This is a genomic window from Thermoanaerobacterium sp. PSU-2 (assembly GCF_002102475.1).
In the GTDB taxonomy this organism is placed as follows: domain Bacteria; phylum Bacillota; class Thermoanaerobacteria; order Thermoanaerobacterales; family Thermoanaerobacteraceae; genus Thermoanaerobacterium.
Map to the genome: position 1 here is coordinate 347,722 of NZ_MSQD01000001.1, position 16,784 is coordinate 364,505.

At 35.6% G+C, this 16,784-nt stretch carries 15 protein-coding genes, 1 pseudogene and 1 other annotated feature; of the genes and pseudogenes, 4 read left to right on the forward strand and 12 right to left on the reverse strand.

Features of this window, described 5'->3' with window-relative positions; genetic code table 11:
- Nucleotides 1-10: 10 nt before the first annotated feature.
- The 5 genes from BVF91_RS01875 to BVF91_RS01890 all read right to left on the reverse strand — a co-directional run bounded on the left by BVF91_RS01875 (nt 11) and on the right by BVF91_RS01890 (nt 4,409).
- Nucleotides 11-1,642: a peptide ABC transporter substrate-binding protein gene (locus BVF91_RS01875; RefSeq protein ID WP_085111834.1), complete on the reverse strand. Its 1,632-nt coding sequence runs from the start codon at nt 1,640-1,642 to the stop codon at nt 11-13.
- Nucleotides 1,643-1,834: 192 nt separating this feature from the next.
- Nucleotides 1,835-2,449, reverse strand: a complete 615-nt coding sequence (locus tag BVF91_RS01880) for a DUF47 domain-containing protein (protein ID WP_085111835.1) — start codon at nt 2,447-2,449, stop codon at nt 1,835-1,837.
- Between the two features lie 13 nt (nt 2,450-2,462).
- The gene (locus tag BVF91_RS13445) at nt 2,463-2,921 is read right to left on the reverse strand and encodes an inorganic phosphate transporter (protein ID WP_240495769.1); all 459 of its coding nucleotides are present in this window, start codon (nt 2,919-2,921) and stop codon (nt 2,463-2,465) included.
- A complete protein-coding gene (locus BVF91_RS13450; protein ID WP_240495771.1) occupies nt 2,918-3,460 on the reverse strand; it encodes an inorganic phosphate transporter in 543 nt (180 codons plus the stop codon). Before BVF91_RS13450 ends, BVF91_RS13445 begins: the two co-directional genes overlap by 4 nt.
- Before the next feature lie 82 nt (nt 3,461-3,542).
- Entirely contained in the window at nt 3,543-4,409 is an 867-nt protein-coding gene (locus tag BVF91_RS01890) for an aldose epimerase family protein (RefSeq protein WP_085111836.1), read from the reverse strand.
- Nucleotides 4,410-4,549: 140 nt separating this feature from the next.
- Here BVF91_RS01890 and tlp point away from each other — a divergent pair, with 140 nt between their 5' ends.
- The 3 genes from tlp to BVF91_RS01905 all read left to right on the forward strand — a co-directional run bounded on the left by tlp (nt 4,550) and on the right by BVF91_RS01905 (nt 5,933).
- Entirely contained in the window at nt 4,550-4,819 is a 270-nt protein-coding gene (tlp, locus tag BVF91_RS01895) for a small acid-soluble spore protein Tlp (protein ID WP_085111837.1), read from the forward strand.
- A 215-nt stretch (nt 4,820-5,034) separates the two neighbouring features.
- Nucleotides 5,035-5,523 carry a nucleotidyltransferase domain-containing protein gene (locus BVF91_RS01900; protein WP_143588960.1) on the forward strand — a complete coding sequence of 163 codons (489 nt, stop codon included), beginning with the start codon at nt 5,035-5,037 and terminating at the stop codon, nt 5,521-5,523.
- A complete protein-coding gene (locus BVF91_RS01905; protein ID WP_085111839.1) occupies nt 5,520-5,933 on the forward strand; it encodes a HEPN domain-containing protein in 414 nt (137 codons plus the stop codon). Before BVF91_RS01900 ends, BVF91_RS01905 begins: the two co-directional genes overlap by 4 nt.
- An 89-nt stretch (nt 5,934-6,022) precedes the next feature.
- Here BVF91_RS01905 and leuS read toward each other — a convergent pair whose 3' ends face one another.
- A complete protein-coding gene (gene leuS / locus BVF91_RS01910) occupies nt 6,023-8,467 on the reverse strand; it encodes a leucine--tRNA ligase (RefSeq protein ID WP_085111840.1) in 2,445 nt (814 codons plus the stop codon).
- Nucleotides 8,468-8,515: 48 nt separating this feature from the next.
- Nucleotides 8,516-8,709, reverse strand: a binding site (T-box leader).
- 55 nt (nt 8,710-8,764) lie between these two features.
- Nucleotides 8,765-9,469: a YjgB family protein gene (locus BVF91_RS01915; protein ID WP_085111841.1), complete on the reverse strand. Its 705-nt coding sequence runs from the start codon at nt 9,467-9,469 to the stop codon at nt 8,765-8,767.
- Between the two features lie 188 nt (nt 9,470-9,657).
- Here BVF91_RS01915 and BVF91_RS01920 point away from each other — a divergent pair, with 188 nt between their 5' ends.
- The gene (locus BVF91_RS01920) at nt 9,658-10,170 is read left to right on the forward strand and encodes an ECF transporter S component (RefSeq protein WP_085111842.1); all 513 of its coding nucleotides are present in this window, start codon (nt 9,658-9,660) and stop codon (nt 10,168-10,170) included.
- 14 nt (nt 10,171-10,184) lie between these two features.
- On the opposite strand, the gene BVF91_RS01925 is transcribed toward BVF91_RS01920, so the two are convergent.
- From BVF91_RS01925 to BVF91_RS01945, 5 genes and pseudogenes are all read right to left on the reverse strand, one after another.
- A complete protein-coding gene (locus tag BVF91_RS01925) occupies nt 10,185-11,378 on the reverse strand; it encodes a M28 family metallopeptidase (protein WP_085111843.1) in 1,194 nt (397 codons plus the stop codon).
- A gap of 317 nt (nt 11,379-11,695) precedes the next feature.
- Nucleotides 11,696-14,272 carry a transglycosylase domain-containing protein gene (locus BVF91_RS01930; protein WP_085111844.1) on the reverse strand — a complete coding sequence of 859 codons (2,577 nt, stop codon included), beginning with the start codon at nt 14,270-14,272 and terminating at the stop codon, nt 11,696-11,698.
- Between the two features lie 128 nt (nt 14,273-14,400).
- Nucleotides 14,401-15,456, reverse strand: a complete 1,056-nt coding sequence (locus tag BVF91_RS01935) for a protein-glutamate methylesterase/protein-glutamine glutaminase (protein WP_085111865.1) — start codon at nt 15,454-15,456, stop codon at nt 14,401-14,403.
- Between the two features lie 4 nt (nt 15,457-15,460).
- On the reverse strand, nt 15,461-16,276 hold the full coding sequence (locus BVF91_RS01940) for a CheR family methyltransferase (RefSeq protein WP_085111845.1): 816 nt from the start codon (nt 16,274-16,276) through the stop codon (nt 15,461-15,463).
- A gap of 67 nt (nt 16,277-16,343) precedes the next feature.
- A pseudogene (locus BVF91_RS01945) lies at nt 16,344-16,784 on the reverse strand (methyl-accepting chemotaxis protein); the annotation flags it as partial.

A 16,784-nucleotide genomic window follows, 5' to 3' on the forward strand; every position in this document is an offset into this window, starting at 1 on the left:
TGCCTTTTAATCAGTGCTTTTCTATATACGTCCACTTCCAGTCGCTATCAACTCCGACAGAATGCCTTACCCAACCTTTTACATAGTCTCTCTGAACGTAAGCCGTTGCAGAGTAGAACAATGGTCCTACCGGCATATCATTCATCAATATCTTTTCCGCCTCTTTCATCTTTTCCATGCGTACAGCATTGTCATTTGTTGACTTTGCCTCATTGATAAGCTCATCGTATTTAGGATTTGAATACTTCACATTGTTATTGCCAGCATTTGTGGTCCATAAATCTAAAAACGTCATAGGATCGTTGTAGTCGGCTCCCCACCTTGTCAAGCAAACATCGTATTGCTGCTTTGAAAACATTTGAAGCCTTATCTTGTATGACACGTTTTGAATGACAACATCTACACCAAGATTGTTTTTCCAAAACTGCTGTATTGCTTGAGCTTCTTTTTTGGCAACATCAGTATCATCTGTAAGCAAAGTTATCTTTGGAAGCTGTGTTATATTTAATTCTTCCATGCCTTTTTTAAGAAGGCTTTTCGCCTCATTTGCATCTTCTTTGAATAAAGCTTCACCAGCTTCTTTTCTGAAATCTCCATTTAACCCTGTGATGCCATTAGGAACAAACGCATAAGCAGGAATAGAACCATCCTTCAAGACATTTTCTGTAAAGCTCTTTCTGTCTATTGATATTGTAAATGCCTTCCTTATATTAGCATTTTTGAAAACCGGATTCAAAGTATTAAAACCTAAGAAATACGTAAAACCATTTGGATGCACTTTAACCTGATCTTTATACTTTGGCACGAAATCACCGCTTATATTGATTTCGTCATATTGACCGGAATCATAGCCCTGTGCGACAGTATTTAGATCTTTTACCATGTCAAAATCTATCTCGCTTAATTTGACATTATCCTTATCCCAGTAGTTATCATTTTTAACAAGGACAATGTTTTGTTCATGGTTCCATGTCTTCAATACAAATGGACCACTGTATATTAAATCAGACGGACTCGATGCCAACTTATCTCCTTCTTTTTCTACAAAAGATTTCTCAAGTGGCAAATACGTGATAAAAGCCGTCAAACTTAAGAAATAAGGTGTAGGCTCCTGAAGCTCTACTTTAAGTGTCTTGTCATCCAATGCTTTTATACCTACAGAATCAGCACTTGCCTTACCTGAATTGTAGGCTTCTGCATTTTTTATAGGATACATTATGTAGGCATATTCCGATGCAGTTTTAGGGTCTAATGCTCTTTTCCAAGAATATTCAAAATCATAAGCTGTTATCGGGTTTCCATCGCTCCATTTGATATTGTCTTTTAAATGGAACACGTATGTAAGACCATCATTTGATACATCCCAGCTCTTTGCTAACCCTGATCCTTCTTTAGGCTTTTCATCAGAGCCTATTCTTACAAGTCCTTCTAACACAGCATTAAGTATTTGAAATGAAACGCCATCTGTTGATTTTGCTGGATCAAGCATTGGAGGTTCATCACCAAGATTCAAATGCAAGACTTGCTGAGTCGAATTTGAGTTGCTTTGAGTAGATGTCTTGTTGCTGGTATTTCCACAACCTGATAAAATGCTTGCTGTCAAAAGAATTGACACGATTAGAAATGCAATAAACTTCCTCACCTAAATCCCCCCATTCAAAATTTAAAAAAATTATACCATCAAATGCATATTAATTCAAAATAAATTATTAATATTACTAATATATTTTAATAATTAAAAAATATTTGCATATTGTGTTAAACTATTAGTTGGTTTTGTGTATAATTGCATAAAAAAATAGGCATTTATTATCATGCCTTTTAGTATAAATATTCATATTTCCTTTACAAGAATATGGCCTAATATCTCTCCTGCCAAGTCCATCTTATCGGCGCAATTGCTTAAATGTCTGTATATTTCCCGCATTTTTAAAATGTATTTTATATCATCATTCTTTAAAAGCTCCGCTAGATATTTTCTATAATATGACTCCATCTCATTTTCAAGTTTTTTAGCTTTTAGGGCGTAATCCATTGCTGATTTTTTGTCTTTATCGAGATTATAAACACTTTTATCTATAAGCTCTGTACCTCTCAATATGACATCCACCATTTCCCTAAGCTCCGCTGTCGGACTAAGCTCATATATCTCCATTTCTTTTACTGTCGTCTCGCAGTAATCCAATATATTGTCAATGGCACTGGATAGCTCGTATATATCTTCTCTTTCAATAGGTGTAATAAATGTGCTATCAAGCTCATCAATAAGCTCTTTTCTCTTATTGTCAGCCTCTTTCTCTATATTTATCACTTTTTCACCATCGTCATCTTTGCCAGTTGTCATATATAGAGCCAATGCCTGAACACCTTTTAAAGCCAAATCAGAATGTTCCTGCAACAATTTGTAAAAATCTACGCCTTTTGAAAATAGCCAATTAAACAATCCCATTTGCACCACACCTTTATACAGTTTTCCAAATCAAAAATAAAATTGAAGATATCGCAAAAGATGCCGGTATTGTGATAAACCAAGATGCAAACATGCCTCTTGCAAACTGCCACCTTACAGCAGTAGGTCTTTCTCTTGCACCAACTCCAAGTACAGAAGAATTGATTATCTGCGTTCCACTTGTAGGCAGTCCAAATACTGCAGCAGCTATAACTATGAATAGGGACGATATCTGCGCATTAAAAGAGTGAAACGGCTTAACCCTGTATATTCTGGTTCCAACGCTTTTAATCATTCTAAGACCGCCAAAAAGAAGTCCAAAGGATATCATAAAAGCCGATAAAACCTTAATCATGTTATGAAATTCACTGCTTCTTGAGAGACTACTTCCTATAGTCAATATATATATAAGACCCATTCCTTTTTGGGCATCATTAGCGCCTTGGCCGGCATTTAAGATAAAGAGAGTCAAATATTGAAGCTTTTTAAAACAGTATTGACTTTTACTCCAGCACTTCTCAAAATACGGCTTGTGGAATACATCACCAAATACCCTATCAAAAATCCAAAAACAGGAGATAAAAAAAGTGGAATTACGACTTTTAGCAATATTCCGTAGATGTTAATAGAATCAATCCCATATTTAATTATGAAAGGCCCTATCATGCCTCCAACTAATGCGTGTGAAGAGCTGGAAGGCATACCTATATACCACGTGATAAGATTCCAAACAACAGCACCAAGCAAGCCTGTAAATATCATGATATAAAGATCATTGCCAGCAATTGTAATGTATTTAAGCTTAAGCACGTCTTTGCTTATGGTGGATGCGACTGTAGTGCTTAATGTAGCTGTCCCAATAAATTGAGCTAAAGACGCTGTTATGAAGGCACTTCTTATGCCGATAGATCTTGACGAAATAATCGTAGCTATGAGATTTCCTTCGTCGTGAAACCCTGTAATAAAGATGTATAATAAAATAAAAGCTATTAAAGAATAGTGCAAATCCATTTTGACACCTCAATATATTTCTTGTGGTACATTATATTATGTGCAAATGACTCAAAACGTTAATGTACCACAACCATAAATATTATTCCATAGAAGCTCTTATGCTAAACACTGCTTTTAGCTGATCACCAGGCTTTAAAATTTTGACATCTTCCCTTGTATTCATGGAGTCAGGCTTAGCCATCCAAGGCTCAACACATATAAATTCTTTATCGTGTAATGCCCATACAACTACGTATTTAAAAACTTCATCGTATTCAAGAATAATTTTCATACTTCTTTTTTTATCTAATATAGAACACTTATTTGATTTAGGCTCAAAAATAAGATTTACCTCCGTCTTTTTAAAGTCAATCTCTCCATCGAAAGCAATCTGCTTTTTATCTATTGCATCATAGCATACATCTGAATCAACTGATATTAAGGCATCGCCCTTATTTTCAATATAAAAATATGGGTGAAATCCAGAGTAAAATATCATATTTTTCTCTGACTTATTTACATATTGTTGTTCTATTGTCAGCATTCCGCTCTTGAGAATATATTTAAAAATAAGTTCAAAATCAAAAGGGTATATTTTCCTTGTCTCGCTACTGCTTGTAAACTTTAATGTTATCGACGCAGAATCATTAGCATTTGTCTCAACTACATCCCATTTATAAAGCCTTGCAATACCATGCTGTTTCATGTTGTACTCTCTGCCATCTATCGTATATTTCTCATCTTTTAGGTACCCACAGATTGGAAAAAGTATCGGTATTCCTCCTCTTAAATTTTTCGTCGCATCGTACAGTGTTTCTTTGTCAAGGTATAAAATCTCTTTTCCATTATATACAAATTTCGTTATAACTCCTCCCCGCTCTGGCACAACTTCAAAAAAGGAATTATTTTTCAAATCATAAAGCTTGTATGTTTCAAATTTGTCCATATATTTTTCCACTTTATACATTTTCAGCACCTCTTTTATTATTTTGTCTAAAACCTATTATACTATAATACCCATAAACTTTTCTAATTTTTTCAATACATATATTAAATATAAAAGTTAAAAATAATTTTGAAAAAATACTTTTTAGGAGTGTGATAGAGATGGCTGAGGGAAAAGGGCGTTATAAAAATCCTCCAAAGCCGGATGATCGTTCTGATAATGTCGGAAAATTGCAGGATATGATTCACGACACGATAGAAAATTACAGAGAAGCTGAAGATTATTTGAAATTACACGCTGAAGAACTTTCTCCAGAAGAAATCGCAAGAATCAAAGAGAAAAATCGCCATAGACTTGAAAGCATCCATGGCATGAGAGATGAAATCGTAGACGAAGTAGAAGCCGGAAACGGAGTAGACAAAAAAGATTAAAAATAGGCAGTTTCTCACTGCCTATTTTTTAAGTTTACCTTAGTTTTTGTACTTGCATGCAAGTATAAACCCAATTCATCATAATAATCTCTGAATACTACCATCTAAATGTCATATCATATAAATGCATTTGCAATGTCATAATTATAAATTGTCCTAATATTTATTATGTGTTATAATAATTGTAAGATTTTGAAAGGATGGTAATCTGTTTGATGATAGAATATTTTAACAAAATACTTTATCTTTTAAAATTAGCCTGCCGAGAAGTATATGGTGATAATTTAATTAGTCTTGTAATTTTCGGGTCTGTTGCAAGAGGCACGCCAAGCCCTGAATCTGATATAGATATATTAATTGTCGCTGAAAATATTCCCGATGGAAGAATAAAGCGCGTACAACAATTTAATAAAGTTGAATCATTATTAGAAAATTACATCGAAAAGCTTAGAAACTTAAAAATATACACGGAATTATCTCCAATTATTAAAACACCTTCTGAAGTAAAAATAGGCAGCTTGCTTTTTCTTGATATGATAAATGATGCAAAAATATTATATGATAAAAATGATTTCTTCTCAAAGTATTTGACTGAACTTTCTTCTAATCTTAAAAAAATGGGTGCATATAAAGTAGGAAACAACGAAAAATGGCACTGGGTAATAAAACCGGATTACAAAAATGATGAGGTGTTTCATATATGAATAATATTACACTTGCCGAAAGCTACTTGCAAAAAGCTAAAACACGCATTAAGATGATTGAATTTCTTATGAATGAAGAAGATTATTCAGATGTGATTAGAGAAGCGCAAGAAGCTGTAGAACTTGCTTTAAAAGGCATGTTAAGAAAGATTGGAGTTGAACCGCCAAAACAGCATGATGTAGGATACTTATTAATTGAATATAAAGATAAGTTCTCTGATGAAGTAAAAGAAGCAGTAGATAAACTTGCTTCAATATCTAAGTGGCTCAGAAAAGAAAGAGAATTTTCCTTTTATGGCGATATCGATTTTATTCCAACACTTGAATACACAGAAGAAGACGCAAAGAAAGCTATAAACGATTCAAAGTTAGTAGTCAATATAGCAGAAAAAGCTATTTCAAGTCAATAGATAAGAAATTATGATTTATAATAATTTGTTATTTTGTTAACGTATGACAACAATATTGCAAAAGGCAAGAATTACTTTCTTGCCTTTTGTCATTTTACAACTATATTCACAAGACTACCTTTTACAACTACGACTTTAACTATTTCTTTGCCGTCAATGTATTGTTTTATGCTTTCTGCTGAAAGCGCAGCATCTTGAATTTCCTTCTCACTCGCGTCTGGAGAAACTTCGAGACGTCCTCTTACCTTACCGTTGACTTGTATTGCTATCTCAACAACATCTTTTACTAAAGCTTTATCATCGTACTCTGGCCATTTTTGATTAAAAACAGAATATGTGTATCCCAATCTGTCCCACATCTCTTCTGCAAAATGCGGTGCAAACGGCGCCAGAAGTCTTACAAGATCTGCAATAGTTTCCTCGTACAATTTTGTGTTTTTAATTTCCACGTCAGCATCGTATTTATAAAGAGCATTTACAAGCTCCATTATCCTTGCTATGGCAGTATTAAACTGAAACTTTTCAGCATCTTCTGTGACGCTCTTTATGGTATAATTTCTCACATAGTTAAGTTCTTTCTCATCTTTTGAAATCTCATCTTTGCCTTCTTTGCACTTGTCCTCTATGAATTTGTCTACAAGCCTTTCAATTCTCTGTATGAAGCGGGACATAGCTTTAATGCCGTCATCATTCCACGGGCCACCTTCAGTAAAGGCAAATCCAAACATCAAGTACATCCTAAATACGTCTGAACCGTATTCATTGATGTACTCATCAGGTGATATTGTATTGCCTCTTGATTTGCTCATCTTGTTTCCATCAGGCCCTAAAATTATGCCTTGATGTATGAGAGATTTAAAAGGTTCGTCGAAATCAAGATATCCTAAGTCTCTCAATGCCTTAGTGACAAATCTGGCATATAAAAGGTGCATGCATGCGTGCTCAGCACCGCCTATATATTTGTCAACTGGTAGCATCTTATCAATAAGCTCTTTGTTGAAAGGCTCTTTGTCGTTTTTGTTGTCAGGATACCTTAAGAAGTACCACGATGAATCGACGAATGTATCAAGTGTATCAGGATCTCTTAATGCTTTGCCACCGCATTTAGGGCATGTAGTATTCATAAACTCCTCAGATTTTTTAAGGGGTGATTCCCCATCCGGTGAAAACTCCACATTGTAAGGTAGTAACACCGGCAGATCTTCTTCAGGCACGGGCACCAGTCCGCATTTCTCACAGTGTATTATTGGTATAGGTGCACCCCAATACCTTTGCCTTGATACAAGCCAATCCCTAAGCCTGTAGTTTACCTTAAGTGCTCCTTTGCCTTCTTTCTCAAGCATCTTCACTATTTCTATCCTTGCATCTTCTGATTTACTTCCTGTAAAATCACCGCTGTCTACAAGAATACCGTATTCAACAAATGGCAGTGAGTCGTCTACGCCATCATTTCCCTTGATGACTCTCTTTATTGGCAAGTCGTACTTCTTAGCAAATGCATAATCTCTCTCGTCATGGGCAGGTACTGCCATGACACAGCCTGTCCCATATGTAGCAAGAACGTAATCGGATATCCATATAGGCACTTTCTCACCTGTAATAGGGTGAATAGCGTACGCTCCTGTAAATACGCCTGTCTTCTCTTTTTCCGTTGAAAGCCTCTCTATCTCGCTTTGCTTTCTGGCGTATTCTTTATAATCTTCTACATTTCTTCTATGCTCATCTGTCGTTATGAGATCTACTATCTCATTTTCTGGAGCTAAAACTACGTATGTAACACCGTATAGCGTGTCAGCCCTTGTCGTAAAAACTTTAAACGATATGTCTTTGCCATCGACTTTAAACTCTATCTCAGCACCATCAGATTTTCCTATCCAGTTTCTCTGCATCATCTTCGTCTTCTCAGGCCAATCCAGCTCATCAAGCTTATCTAAAAGTTCTTCTGCATAATCAGTTATTTTCAAAAACCATTGTGTCAAATCTTTTTTAGTAACTTCAGAGCCACATCTTTCACAAGTGCCTTCTACAACTTGCTCATTTGCGAGGACTGTCTTGCAGCTTGGACACCAATTGACAGGAGCTTTTTTCCTATAAGCCAAACCTTTCTTGTACAATTGTAAGAATACCCATTGTGTCCACTTGTAGTAATCAGGCAAACATGTTATAACCTCATAATCCCAATCAAATGTGGCACCCATCTCTCTTAACTGTCTTTCCATTGTCTTTATGTTTTGAAGGGTAGAATCCTGTGGATGTATGCCTGTCTTTATGGCATAGTTTTCTGCCGGCAATCCAAACGCATCAAAACCCATTGGATGAAAAACTTCATAGCCCTGCATCCTTTTCATCCTTGCCCATGAATCAGCAGGCCCGTAGTTATACCAATGCCCTGCATGTAGTTTAGCACCTGACGGATACGAAAACATCTCAAGACAGTACAGCTTTTTATCAATGTTTTCCGGGTTAAACTTGTATAGTTTTGTATCTTCCCACTTCTTTTGCCATTTTTTATCAATATCCCTTGAATAAGCCATCTTCTCACTCCTATTAATATTTTTTTGCATAAAAAAGGCTTCACATCACAAAGAGACGAAAGCTACGCTTCCGTGGTACCACTCTTTTTGACGCAAGCCCACTTGTTTCATATAACGGTACAACCGTGCATACTTTTAATATGCATGCTCAATGGCGAGTTCAGCTAATACAATGCCTTTTCCCACCGTCACAAGGCTCTCTGAAAAAGTTTTAGCCTACTACTCCACATCATTGCATTATCAATATATATTTATCAATATTTTATTACAAATGCTCTTAAAATGCAATATGATAAATCACCATTGGCGACCTGGATCGTCTGCCATAGAATTAACTGTTGCCGCAGGATACAGCACATTTACATGGTCAACAAGATTTGTCGTATCTGATATGGCAAATTCAAGCTTGTAGTCAGAATTCATCGTATATCCTAAAACAGTTTGGCTTGTAGTGCCGCTTATAGTGGCTTTATATGGGGCTTTTCCCAATACATTTTCAATATCGCTTCTTGAAATGGCTTGTAATCTAGGATCAAATGACCTTGTCTCAAAAACCTGCATTCCTTTATTAAATCCAAATACAAGATCTTTCTTGGTAAAAGTCGTATAAGTTCCCTTTGCAGATGAAATATACTCTTGCTTGTCAGGATTTCCGTACACCTTTTCTATATCATCTATAGTAGTTTTACCTGTGACAAAATCGCAGTTTATTACTTTACCTTCTTTAGCAAGGCTTACTATCTGATTTATCAAATCAACGTTGCGATTGTCTACAACAGGATTCTGATCTTGTTTATCACTATTGCCATTATTATTATCATTGCTGCTCTTATTTTCATCTTTTGCATTATTATCAGAAGTTGAATTCTTATTTGTTGCGGTTTTTTGGCTTTGCGATTGTTGGTTTCCTCTTTGTGCTGTATTAGAATTATTGTAAAGCAGGTATCCAGCAAAAATCGATACAGCAACAACAAGTGCTATCAATAAGATGTATTTTTTCATAATCAATCCTCCAATTTTTTATTTATTCCCCCACACAAATGATAACCTTATGCAGTACCTTTCGTCAATGGCTTTAAGGGAGATTTAATACATAATTAATGTTTTTAATACTTTATTGATAATTGCTTAACAACATTACACTATAGTGTTAAAATATAGTTAAATAGATTGATGTTGGAGGTGATATTATGGTAAATGGCACATCACCCAAAAAATTTGACGCAAAATTTATAACAAGAACAGCTATTTTACTGGCATTAATTATAATCGTACAATTCATCAAGATGCCACAGCTTGTAACAGGCTCAATCGTAAATGCGATGCTTATTGTATCGGCTTACTTTGTAAGTGTCTGGTCTGGCATCACAATAGGGCTTTTGACGCCAATCATCGCTTTTTTAGTAGGACTTATGGGATTTCCAATGCTTATACCGTTTATAATGATTGGAAATGCACTGTACGTAGTGCTTTTCTCGGCTATTAAAAACAACATCATAGGCATGATAACAGGTGCAGTTGTAAAGTTTTTATGGCTGGCAGCTTCCGTAAAGTACATCCTCATAATGTTTGGCGTAAAAGTACCGCAAAAAATTGCAGCAGCCTTTACATTCCCGCAGTTAGCTACTGCTATAATCGGTGGAATACTATCCATCTTTTTAATATTCATACTGACAGGTTATTTCAATAAATCAAAGGAGTAGGTACATACCTACTCCTACTCAATTGCTTCAACATTTTTTAAATCGGTCATCTTATTTGAAACCCTTAAGACATATTCTATCAAAAAGCTTTCTTCATATCTTAAAAGCTTTGAATCAACGTTTTCTATAGTATCTGTAAACCAATGATAATTTTTTATAGATCCGTCTTCATCCATAGATAAAAACGCTATAGCGTCGAATCCACTTGCTAAGACAGGCAGTGCATCTGTGGGCAAAAGCAAGTTTTTCCTTCTCTGAACCGTATTTTTTGGATACTCTTTTGCCATAAGATCTGCAACATCTAAAAGCATTTTACCTGCTTTCCTGTATATTAACATACCTTCTCCTTCAAGGTATGTCAACTTTCCTGCCCCAAGATTATCCAGTATTACAAACTGCGTATCACCACTTAACAACTTTCTATATTTTTTCAGGAAATATTTCATTCCCCTTTCGCCAGTCTCCTCACTGCCTGTAAAGAGGAAAATTAGTTGCACGTCGTCCGGAAATTTATCCATGTTATTTGCATAGTGATCTGCAATTGCTAATGCCAAAGATACACCAGAACCATTGTCATTAGCGCCGTTTGTGTACTTTCCACCTAACTGGCATATAAGCAAAAACACAACCATTGCAAATGTTATTAGTATGCCTAACCCCAATAAAACGTTTGATACAAAAGAAATGTTCATCACTTTAAATGCGATACCTAATGGTATCAAAGCAAATCCCACATAGCCAACGTTAAAAATCATTTTTAATCTGCCAACAATTTTGGGACTAAACATCAGGCTGCCTTTTTGAGTATCAATGTGGGCAGATATAATTATCTTCTTTTTGTCGATTTTTTCGAATTTTGTGAATACGTTTTTAGATCTGTGTTTAGGCATTATGCTTGTTTCAAAAGACCTGCCGCTTAGCTCTAAAACCAGCAAAAATACTGCAATAATGGAAATTAAAAGCTCCACGACATTTAAAAATTTATCGTATACAAGCGATGCCGCTCCCATGATGAAAAGAAGGATACCAAACTGAAGAGGCAAAATGTAAAGATTGTCTCGTGTCGTTTTAAATTCCTGTACACCCACATCATAGCCTAAAATTTTAAGCTTTTCTGCGATGTAGTCTGCTGCCCTTCTTTCATTCTTTGTGGCTGAACCACGGTGTTCAAACCTTGAAAGCTCTTTTAAGTAATCCATACTTTTCATAGTATTCGCCCCCTAACTATATATTTCTACAGACTTTTCAATATTCCTTCAATAATTTTTTCCTATGAGTTGATACATTATTCACAATAGGGAAATTACTTGAGCTTCCAAAGCCAGCGAAATAAAAAAACACCTACTATACAGGTGCACGACATGAGTTATGCAAAAAATCACCTTTCCGTTATTATAGAGTTGTTCAAGCTACTATATAACAAAAGGAAAGGTGATTTAATGGCTAATAAACGAGATAAAATGGCATGCACAAAATAGATGTGCCAATACCACATTTATTCACTACTAAGTATAGTGGTTATGATTTAGTGGCCAAGTATAGAGTTTATTATATTTCCAATGCCCTTTTGATTCGTGGTAGAATTTCCTTGTCCACTGCTATTAGCATTACTGCTATTTGTACCGCTACTATTGCTTTGCCCGCCATTGCCGGATGTACTGTTTTGTCCCGTATTTTCAGTATTCGTGTTTCCCGGTTCCGTGCCATTTGTCGGAGCAGTAGTATCGCCACTATTTGTCGATGGATTCCCAGTTTGTGCTCCGTTGTCATTCTGATTATTTCCCGGCAATACATCGCTTCCACTGTCCGACTGTGTAGGTAATACGTATTTGCCATCGGCAGCGTACGCATTCTGCTCTGGCGTCCTTCCTGGCGGATTGATAAACACTTCTTGTTTCACAAGGAAAGGCGGCGTCCATGAAGATGCCAGTTTCCCTGTCAATGTATCTATCTGGGCTGATACGTGAACAGTACAATACTCTGTAGGCTGTGTGCCTGCAGCAAACATCTCAGTATATGTCCTGTCCCCTCTCGGATCTTGTCTACACAAATCAGTCGGCAATTCCCCGGAATCTTTGCAGACCGTCTCATATACTATTCCAGATGGTTTATCTGTAAAATGTGTTGGTGGAAGATTTTGATGTATTTGTGCCATGACAGTCCTCCACATCTGAGCCGGGAAAGTACCGCCTACCTGCGGCACACCGTAATTTTTCACAGAATTATTTGATGATGGATAACCCATCCACACAGTGCCAACGTAGTAAGGCGTGAAACCTGAAAACCAAATGTTGCCTGAATTCTCAGATGTGCCTGTCTTACCTGCTACATCCATATTTGAAAGCTTAGCAGCAGTACCTGTCCCATGGTCTACAACATCCATCATCATGCTTCTCAATATATAAGCATTTTGCTCACTTAGCACCACATGTTCTTCAGGTTTATTGTCTACCAATACTTTCCCTGTAGAGTCTGTAATCTTTGTAAAAGTAATAGGGCTTATATACATGCCTTTATTGGCTATTGCTCCATAAGCAGCCGCTTCTTGTATAGGCGTAATGCCTTGACTTAAACCACCTAATGCCAATGCTGGAAGGTACATATCGTTTTTAGTTATGTCAAGGCCAAATTTTTTTCCGTAACTTGCGGAGACATTTATGCCTATCTTATTGACAACCTGAACAGCAGGCACATTCAACGAATCTGTAATTGCTTCCCTTAATGTAACTAACCCATGGTAATAATTGCTTTCATAGTTGTGAGGTGTATAAGGTTTTGCACCAGGAAGCGTAAATGTGGTAGGAACGTCATCTACAACTGTAGCAGCAGTAAGCCCGCTTTGTAATGCAGGTCCATAAACGGTCAAAGGCTTTATAGATGACCCTGGCTGTCTCTTTGAGTCAGCAAAGCTTATACCTCTTGTGACATACTTAAAGTCATTTGTATTTCTACCACCTACAATACCCTTAATTTCTCCAGTCTTCCAATCTATAACTACCATCGCACCCTGTACAGCCTCTTTTGTAGTCGGATCTACAGGGAAAAGCTTTGGATTTTTAAACGCATTTTCCATTACCGTCTGTATATTTGGATCCATTGTTGAATATATCCTAAGACCGCCATTGTATATTTCATTTAATGCTTCAGATTTAGTTATGCCAAGTTTTTTGACAAGAGCATCTGTAGCATCATTTATGACTTGATCTATAAAATAGCCGTGACTATACGTAGACAAATTAAGATTTTTAAAGACAAAATGCAGCTTTTCATTTATGGCAGCATTGTACTGTTCTTGAGTGATAAAGCCCTGTTTCAACATTTCACTCAAAACGAGGTGCTGCCTCTCCGTCGCTTGCTGTATATTGGAATCAGGCGAGTACATAGAAGGATTATTAGTAATACCTGCCAGCATAGCACATTCTGCAAGGTCCAACTGGCTTACATCCTTGCCAAAATACTGAAGGGCTGCTGCTTGAACACCATACGCATTTATATGTGGACCGCCTAAATAAATGGTATTAAGATATGCTTCCAGTATCTGCTTTTTCGTGTACTTCTGCTCTAATTGCCATGCTAATACAGCCTCTTGAATCTTTCTCGTCAATGTCTTTTCATCTGTAAGCATAGTATTCTTGACAAGCTGCTGCGTTATGGTGCTGGCACCTTCCACAGGTTTGCCACCGGCCTTTATGTCAACTAAAAGTGCACCAATTATCCTTTTTGGATCAATGCCTAAATTATTCTTGTAAAACCTCTGATCTTCTATGGCCACAACGGCATTTTGTAAATTTTCAGGAATCTTATCTATAGAAACCCAAAGTCTATTGTCAGAACCATGTAAAATCGCAACCTGGCTCCAGCTTCCATCGCTGTTTTTAGCGTACACTATGGACGACTGTTTCATTTTCGTCAAGGCATCCTGCGACAGTGGAGGCGTGTTTTTTATTATAGCTAAAACTTTACCGCCAACAGCGCCAATACCTATCAAAAGCAGTATAATGACACCCCACAGCACAACATTGAAGGCTTTCTTAAAGGCGCTTTTTTTGCTTTTTTTCTTTTTATTTCTATCACTACGCCTAAGTTGTGTATTATTCTCCATAACATATCCCCTCAAAAAAATTTTAATACTAATATTATACCATATCATATTATATCATATTTTATTTTCAGGCAAATGTCGAAATTATTAAAAAATAATTAAAAAACCAAAGTTGACATAATCCTTTATCACACATATGCCAATATTTCCTTTAAAACATCCTGCAACGGCACTTGAACATCATATAGTTTAGCTTCAAAAACTGCTTTTGGCATTCCATAAACAACGCATGTCTCTTCAGATTCAATAATGACATGCCCTCCATATTTTTTTACTGATTTACATCCGGCAAGTCCATCATTACCCATTCCAGTAAGTATAGCAACTAATAAATGCTCTTTATAAATCGGTGCTGCAGAATTTAGCGTAACATCGACTGATGGTTTGTATAAATTGTTATCATTTGAGCTGTCTATGATTTTAAAAGAAACTTTATTATCGCTTTTCAAATGCAAAGTAGTTTGAAATCCTGCCGGAGCAATATAAATGTTGCCAGCCTGTAAAATTTCCCCATCCTCTGCCTCTTTTACATGAAGTTGGCAGAATGTATCAAATCTTTCAGCTAAAGACTTAGTAAAACCTGGAGGCATATGTTGGAGAACAAGTACAGGAATAGGCAAATCTGCTGGAAAATTGGGTAGTATAGATTGCAAAGCAACTGGTCCTCCTGTAGATGTACCTATTATAATTATATTTACTTTTGCCTTTGGTTTATCATTGCTAAGCTCTCTTTTATTGACTATTTCGTCTTTATTAATTTCTGAATATTGTTTTTGTATTTTTTTGCTTTCTACAATATTTATCAATTTATTTATAAAATTATCAATAAGCTTATCATCAACATCTTGATTGATTAACTCGCTTTTTAGAAAAAAATCTTCTGCACCTGCTTCTAACGCTTCTATAGTAGGTTTAGCACCTTCCTCTGTATAATTGCTCAACATCACAATAGGTATATCATACAATTCTTTAATCTTTTTAAGAGCCATAATACCATCCATATTGGGCATTTCAATATCCATAGTTATAATATCTGGATTAAGATTTTGAGCTTTTTCTATCGCTTCATATCCATCTCTGGCGATTCCTACGACAGAAAGTTTAGGGTTCTTTTCTATAATTTTAGTGATACACTTTCTCATAAAAGACGAATCATCTACAACCAAAACACCAAACTTTTCCACCATATCATCCCTTTCTTTTGTAATAGAAAACAGAAGGCTTATGTATTACTTCAAATCCACTGTGAATACCAGTTATTGACTCAGCATGGCCTAGCAACAAGTAACCGCCAGGATTTAAAATTCTATAAAAAGCATTGATTATCTTTCGAATTGCATGTTCATCAAAATATATTAACACGTTCCTACAAAATATAATATCACATTTACCTATTTTCTCTTCAAGATCGTTATCCAAGAGATTTATTCTCTTAAATTCCACCATTTTGGTAATTTCATCTTTAACTTTATAGTATTCTCCATGATCTATAAAAAATTTGTCATATACATCTTTTGTAGTTCTCCTAAATGATAATGAATTTTTCTTATAAAGACCTTTTTTAGCTTTTTCCAATACCTTTTTATTAATGTCTGTCGCAATAATTTGAACTTCATGTTTTTTAAACAAACCGCTATCTTCAATAAGCATACCGATCGTGTACGGCTCCTCACCTGTCGAACAGGCTGCAGACCATATACGTATGGCATTATTGTTTGCAGAATTAATATATTCAGGCAAAATTGAGTTCTTAAATTCTTCTAACAAATTTTCTTCTCTAAAAAAATATGTTTCGTTCACAGTTATTAATTCTATTAACACATCCAATTCTTCTGGTTCCATTTTGATATATCCAAAATATTCCCAAGCAGATAGCCCTAATTCTTTAATCCTTGCTTCAATTTTCATCTTGAGATTGTTTAAATTATTTTTATAATCAATTCCACAAAAATCGTATATATAATTCGCCAAATCCCCTAAATAATTCTGTTCATTTGGTATCATATTTGTCATCCCCTAAACAAAAATTTTACTACTGAAGAATGGAACTTCTTCAGTAGTAAAAAGCATATCATATTTCAAATTCTTTTAATATATTTTTTATTTGTTCAACATTTCTAAGAAGTTCCTCAGTAGTATCAATAGATTTTTCAACATCTTTGCCATTTAAGCTTAATAAACTGCTAAATTCTTTTACAAATGCCGCAACTTGTTTAAATTCTGAGATTTGTTTTTTAATTAACTCTTCAATTTGTTCTGCTTGTTTATTTATAACATTTGAATTGTTCATTTCTTCGCCGATATTTGCATTTATTTCCTTTGCGGCTGTCGCTATCTGACTCACTTGCTCTCTCGCATTGTTTACTCCTTGTACTATCTCTTCTACTCCTTTTGCTTGTTCTTTCGTTGCTTGACTTACCTGTGCTGCTTGATTTGTTATATTTTCTACCGCTTCCACTATGTTTTGCCCTTGATTTCTTTGCTCTTTTGTGGCTGCTGCTATCTGTCTTAC

What these genes read in the sequence shown, in the direction of transcription:
- BVF91_RS01940 (WP_085111845.1), bottom strand. Translation starts at nt 16,276, where the DNA reads ATGATACCAAATGAACAGAATTATTTAGGGGATTTGGCGAATTATATA.
- BVF91_RS01880 (WP_085111835.1), bottom strand. Translation starts at nt 2,449, where the DNA reads ATGGGATTGTTTAATTGGCTATTTTCAAAAGGCGTAGATTTTTACAAA.
- BVF91_RS01915 (WP_085111841.1), bottom strand. Translation starts at nt 9,469, where the DNA reads ATGAAAAAATACATCTTATTGATAGCACTTGTTGTTGCTGTATCGATT.
- BVF91_RS01925 (WP_085111843.1), bottom strand. Translation starts at nt 11,378, where the DNA reads ATGAAAAGTATGGATTACTTAAAAGAGCTTTCAAGGTTTGAACACCGT.
- tlp (WP_085111837.1), top strand. Translation starts at nt 4,550, where the DNA reads ATGGCTGAGGGAAAAGGGCGTTATAAAAATCCTCCAAAGCCGGATGAT.
- BVF91_RS01900 (WP_143588960.1), top strand. Translation starts at nt 5,035, where the DNA reads ATGATAGAATATTTTAACAAAATACTTTATCTTTTAAAATTAGCCTGC.
- BVF91_RS01930 (WP_085111844.1), bottom strand. Translation starts at nt 14,272, where the DNA reads ATGGAGAATAATACACAACTTAGGCGTAGTGATAGAAATAAAAAGAAA.
- BVF91_RS01905 (WP_085111839.1), top strand. Translation starts at nt 5,520, where the DNA reads ATGAATAATATTACACTTGCCGAAAGCTACTTGCAAAAAGCTAAAACA.
- BVF91_RS01920 (WP_085111842.1), top strand. Translation starts at nt 9,658, where the DNA reads ATGGTAAATGGCACATCACCCAAAAAATTTGACGCAAAATTTATAACA.
- leuS (WP_085111840.1), bottom strand. Translation starts at nt 8,467, where the DNA reads ATGGCTTATTCAAGGGATATTGATAAAAAATGGCAAAAGAAGTGGGAA.
- BVF91_RS13450 (WP_240495771.1), bottom strand. Translation starts at nt 3,460, where the DNA reads ATGGATTTGCACTATTCTTTAATAGCTTTTATTTTATTATACATCTTT.
- BVF91_RS01890 (WP_085111836.1), bottom strand. Translation starts at nt 4,409, where the DNA reads ATGTATAAAGTGGAAAAATATATGGACAAATTTGAAACATACAAGCTT.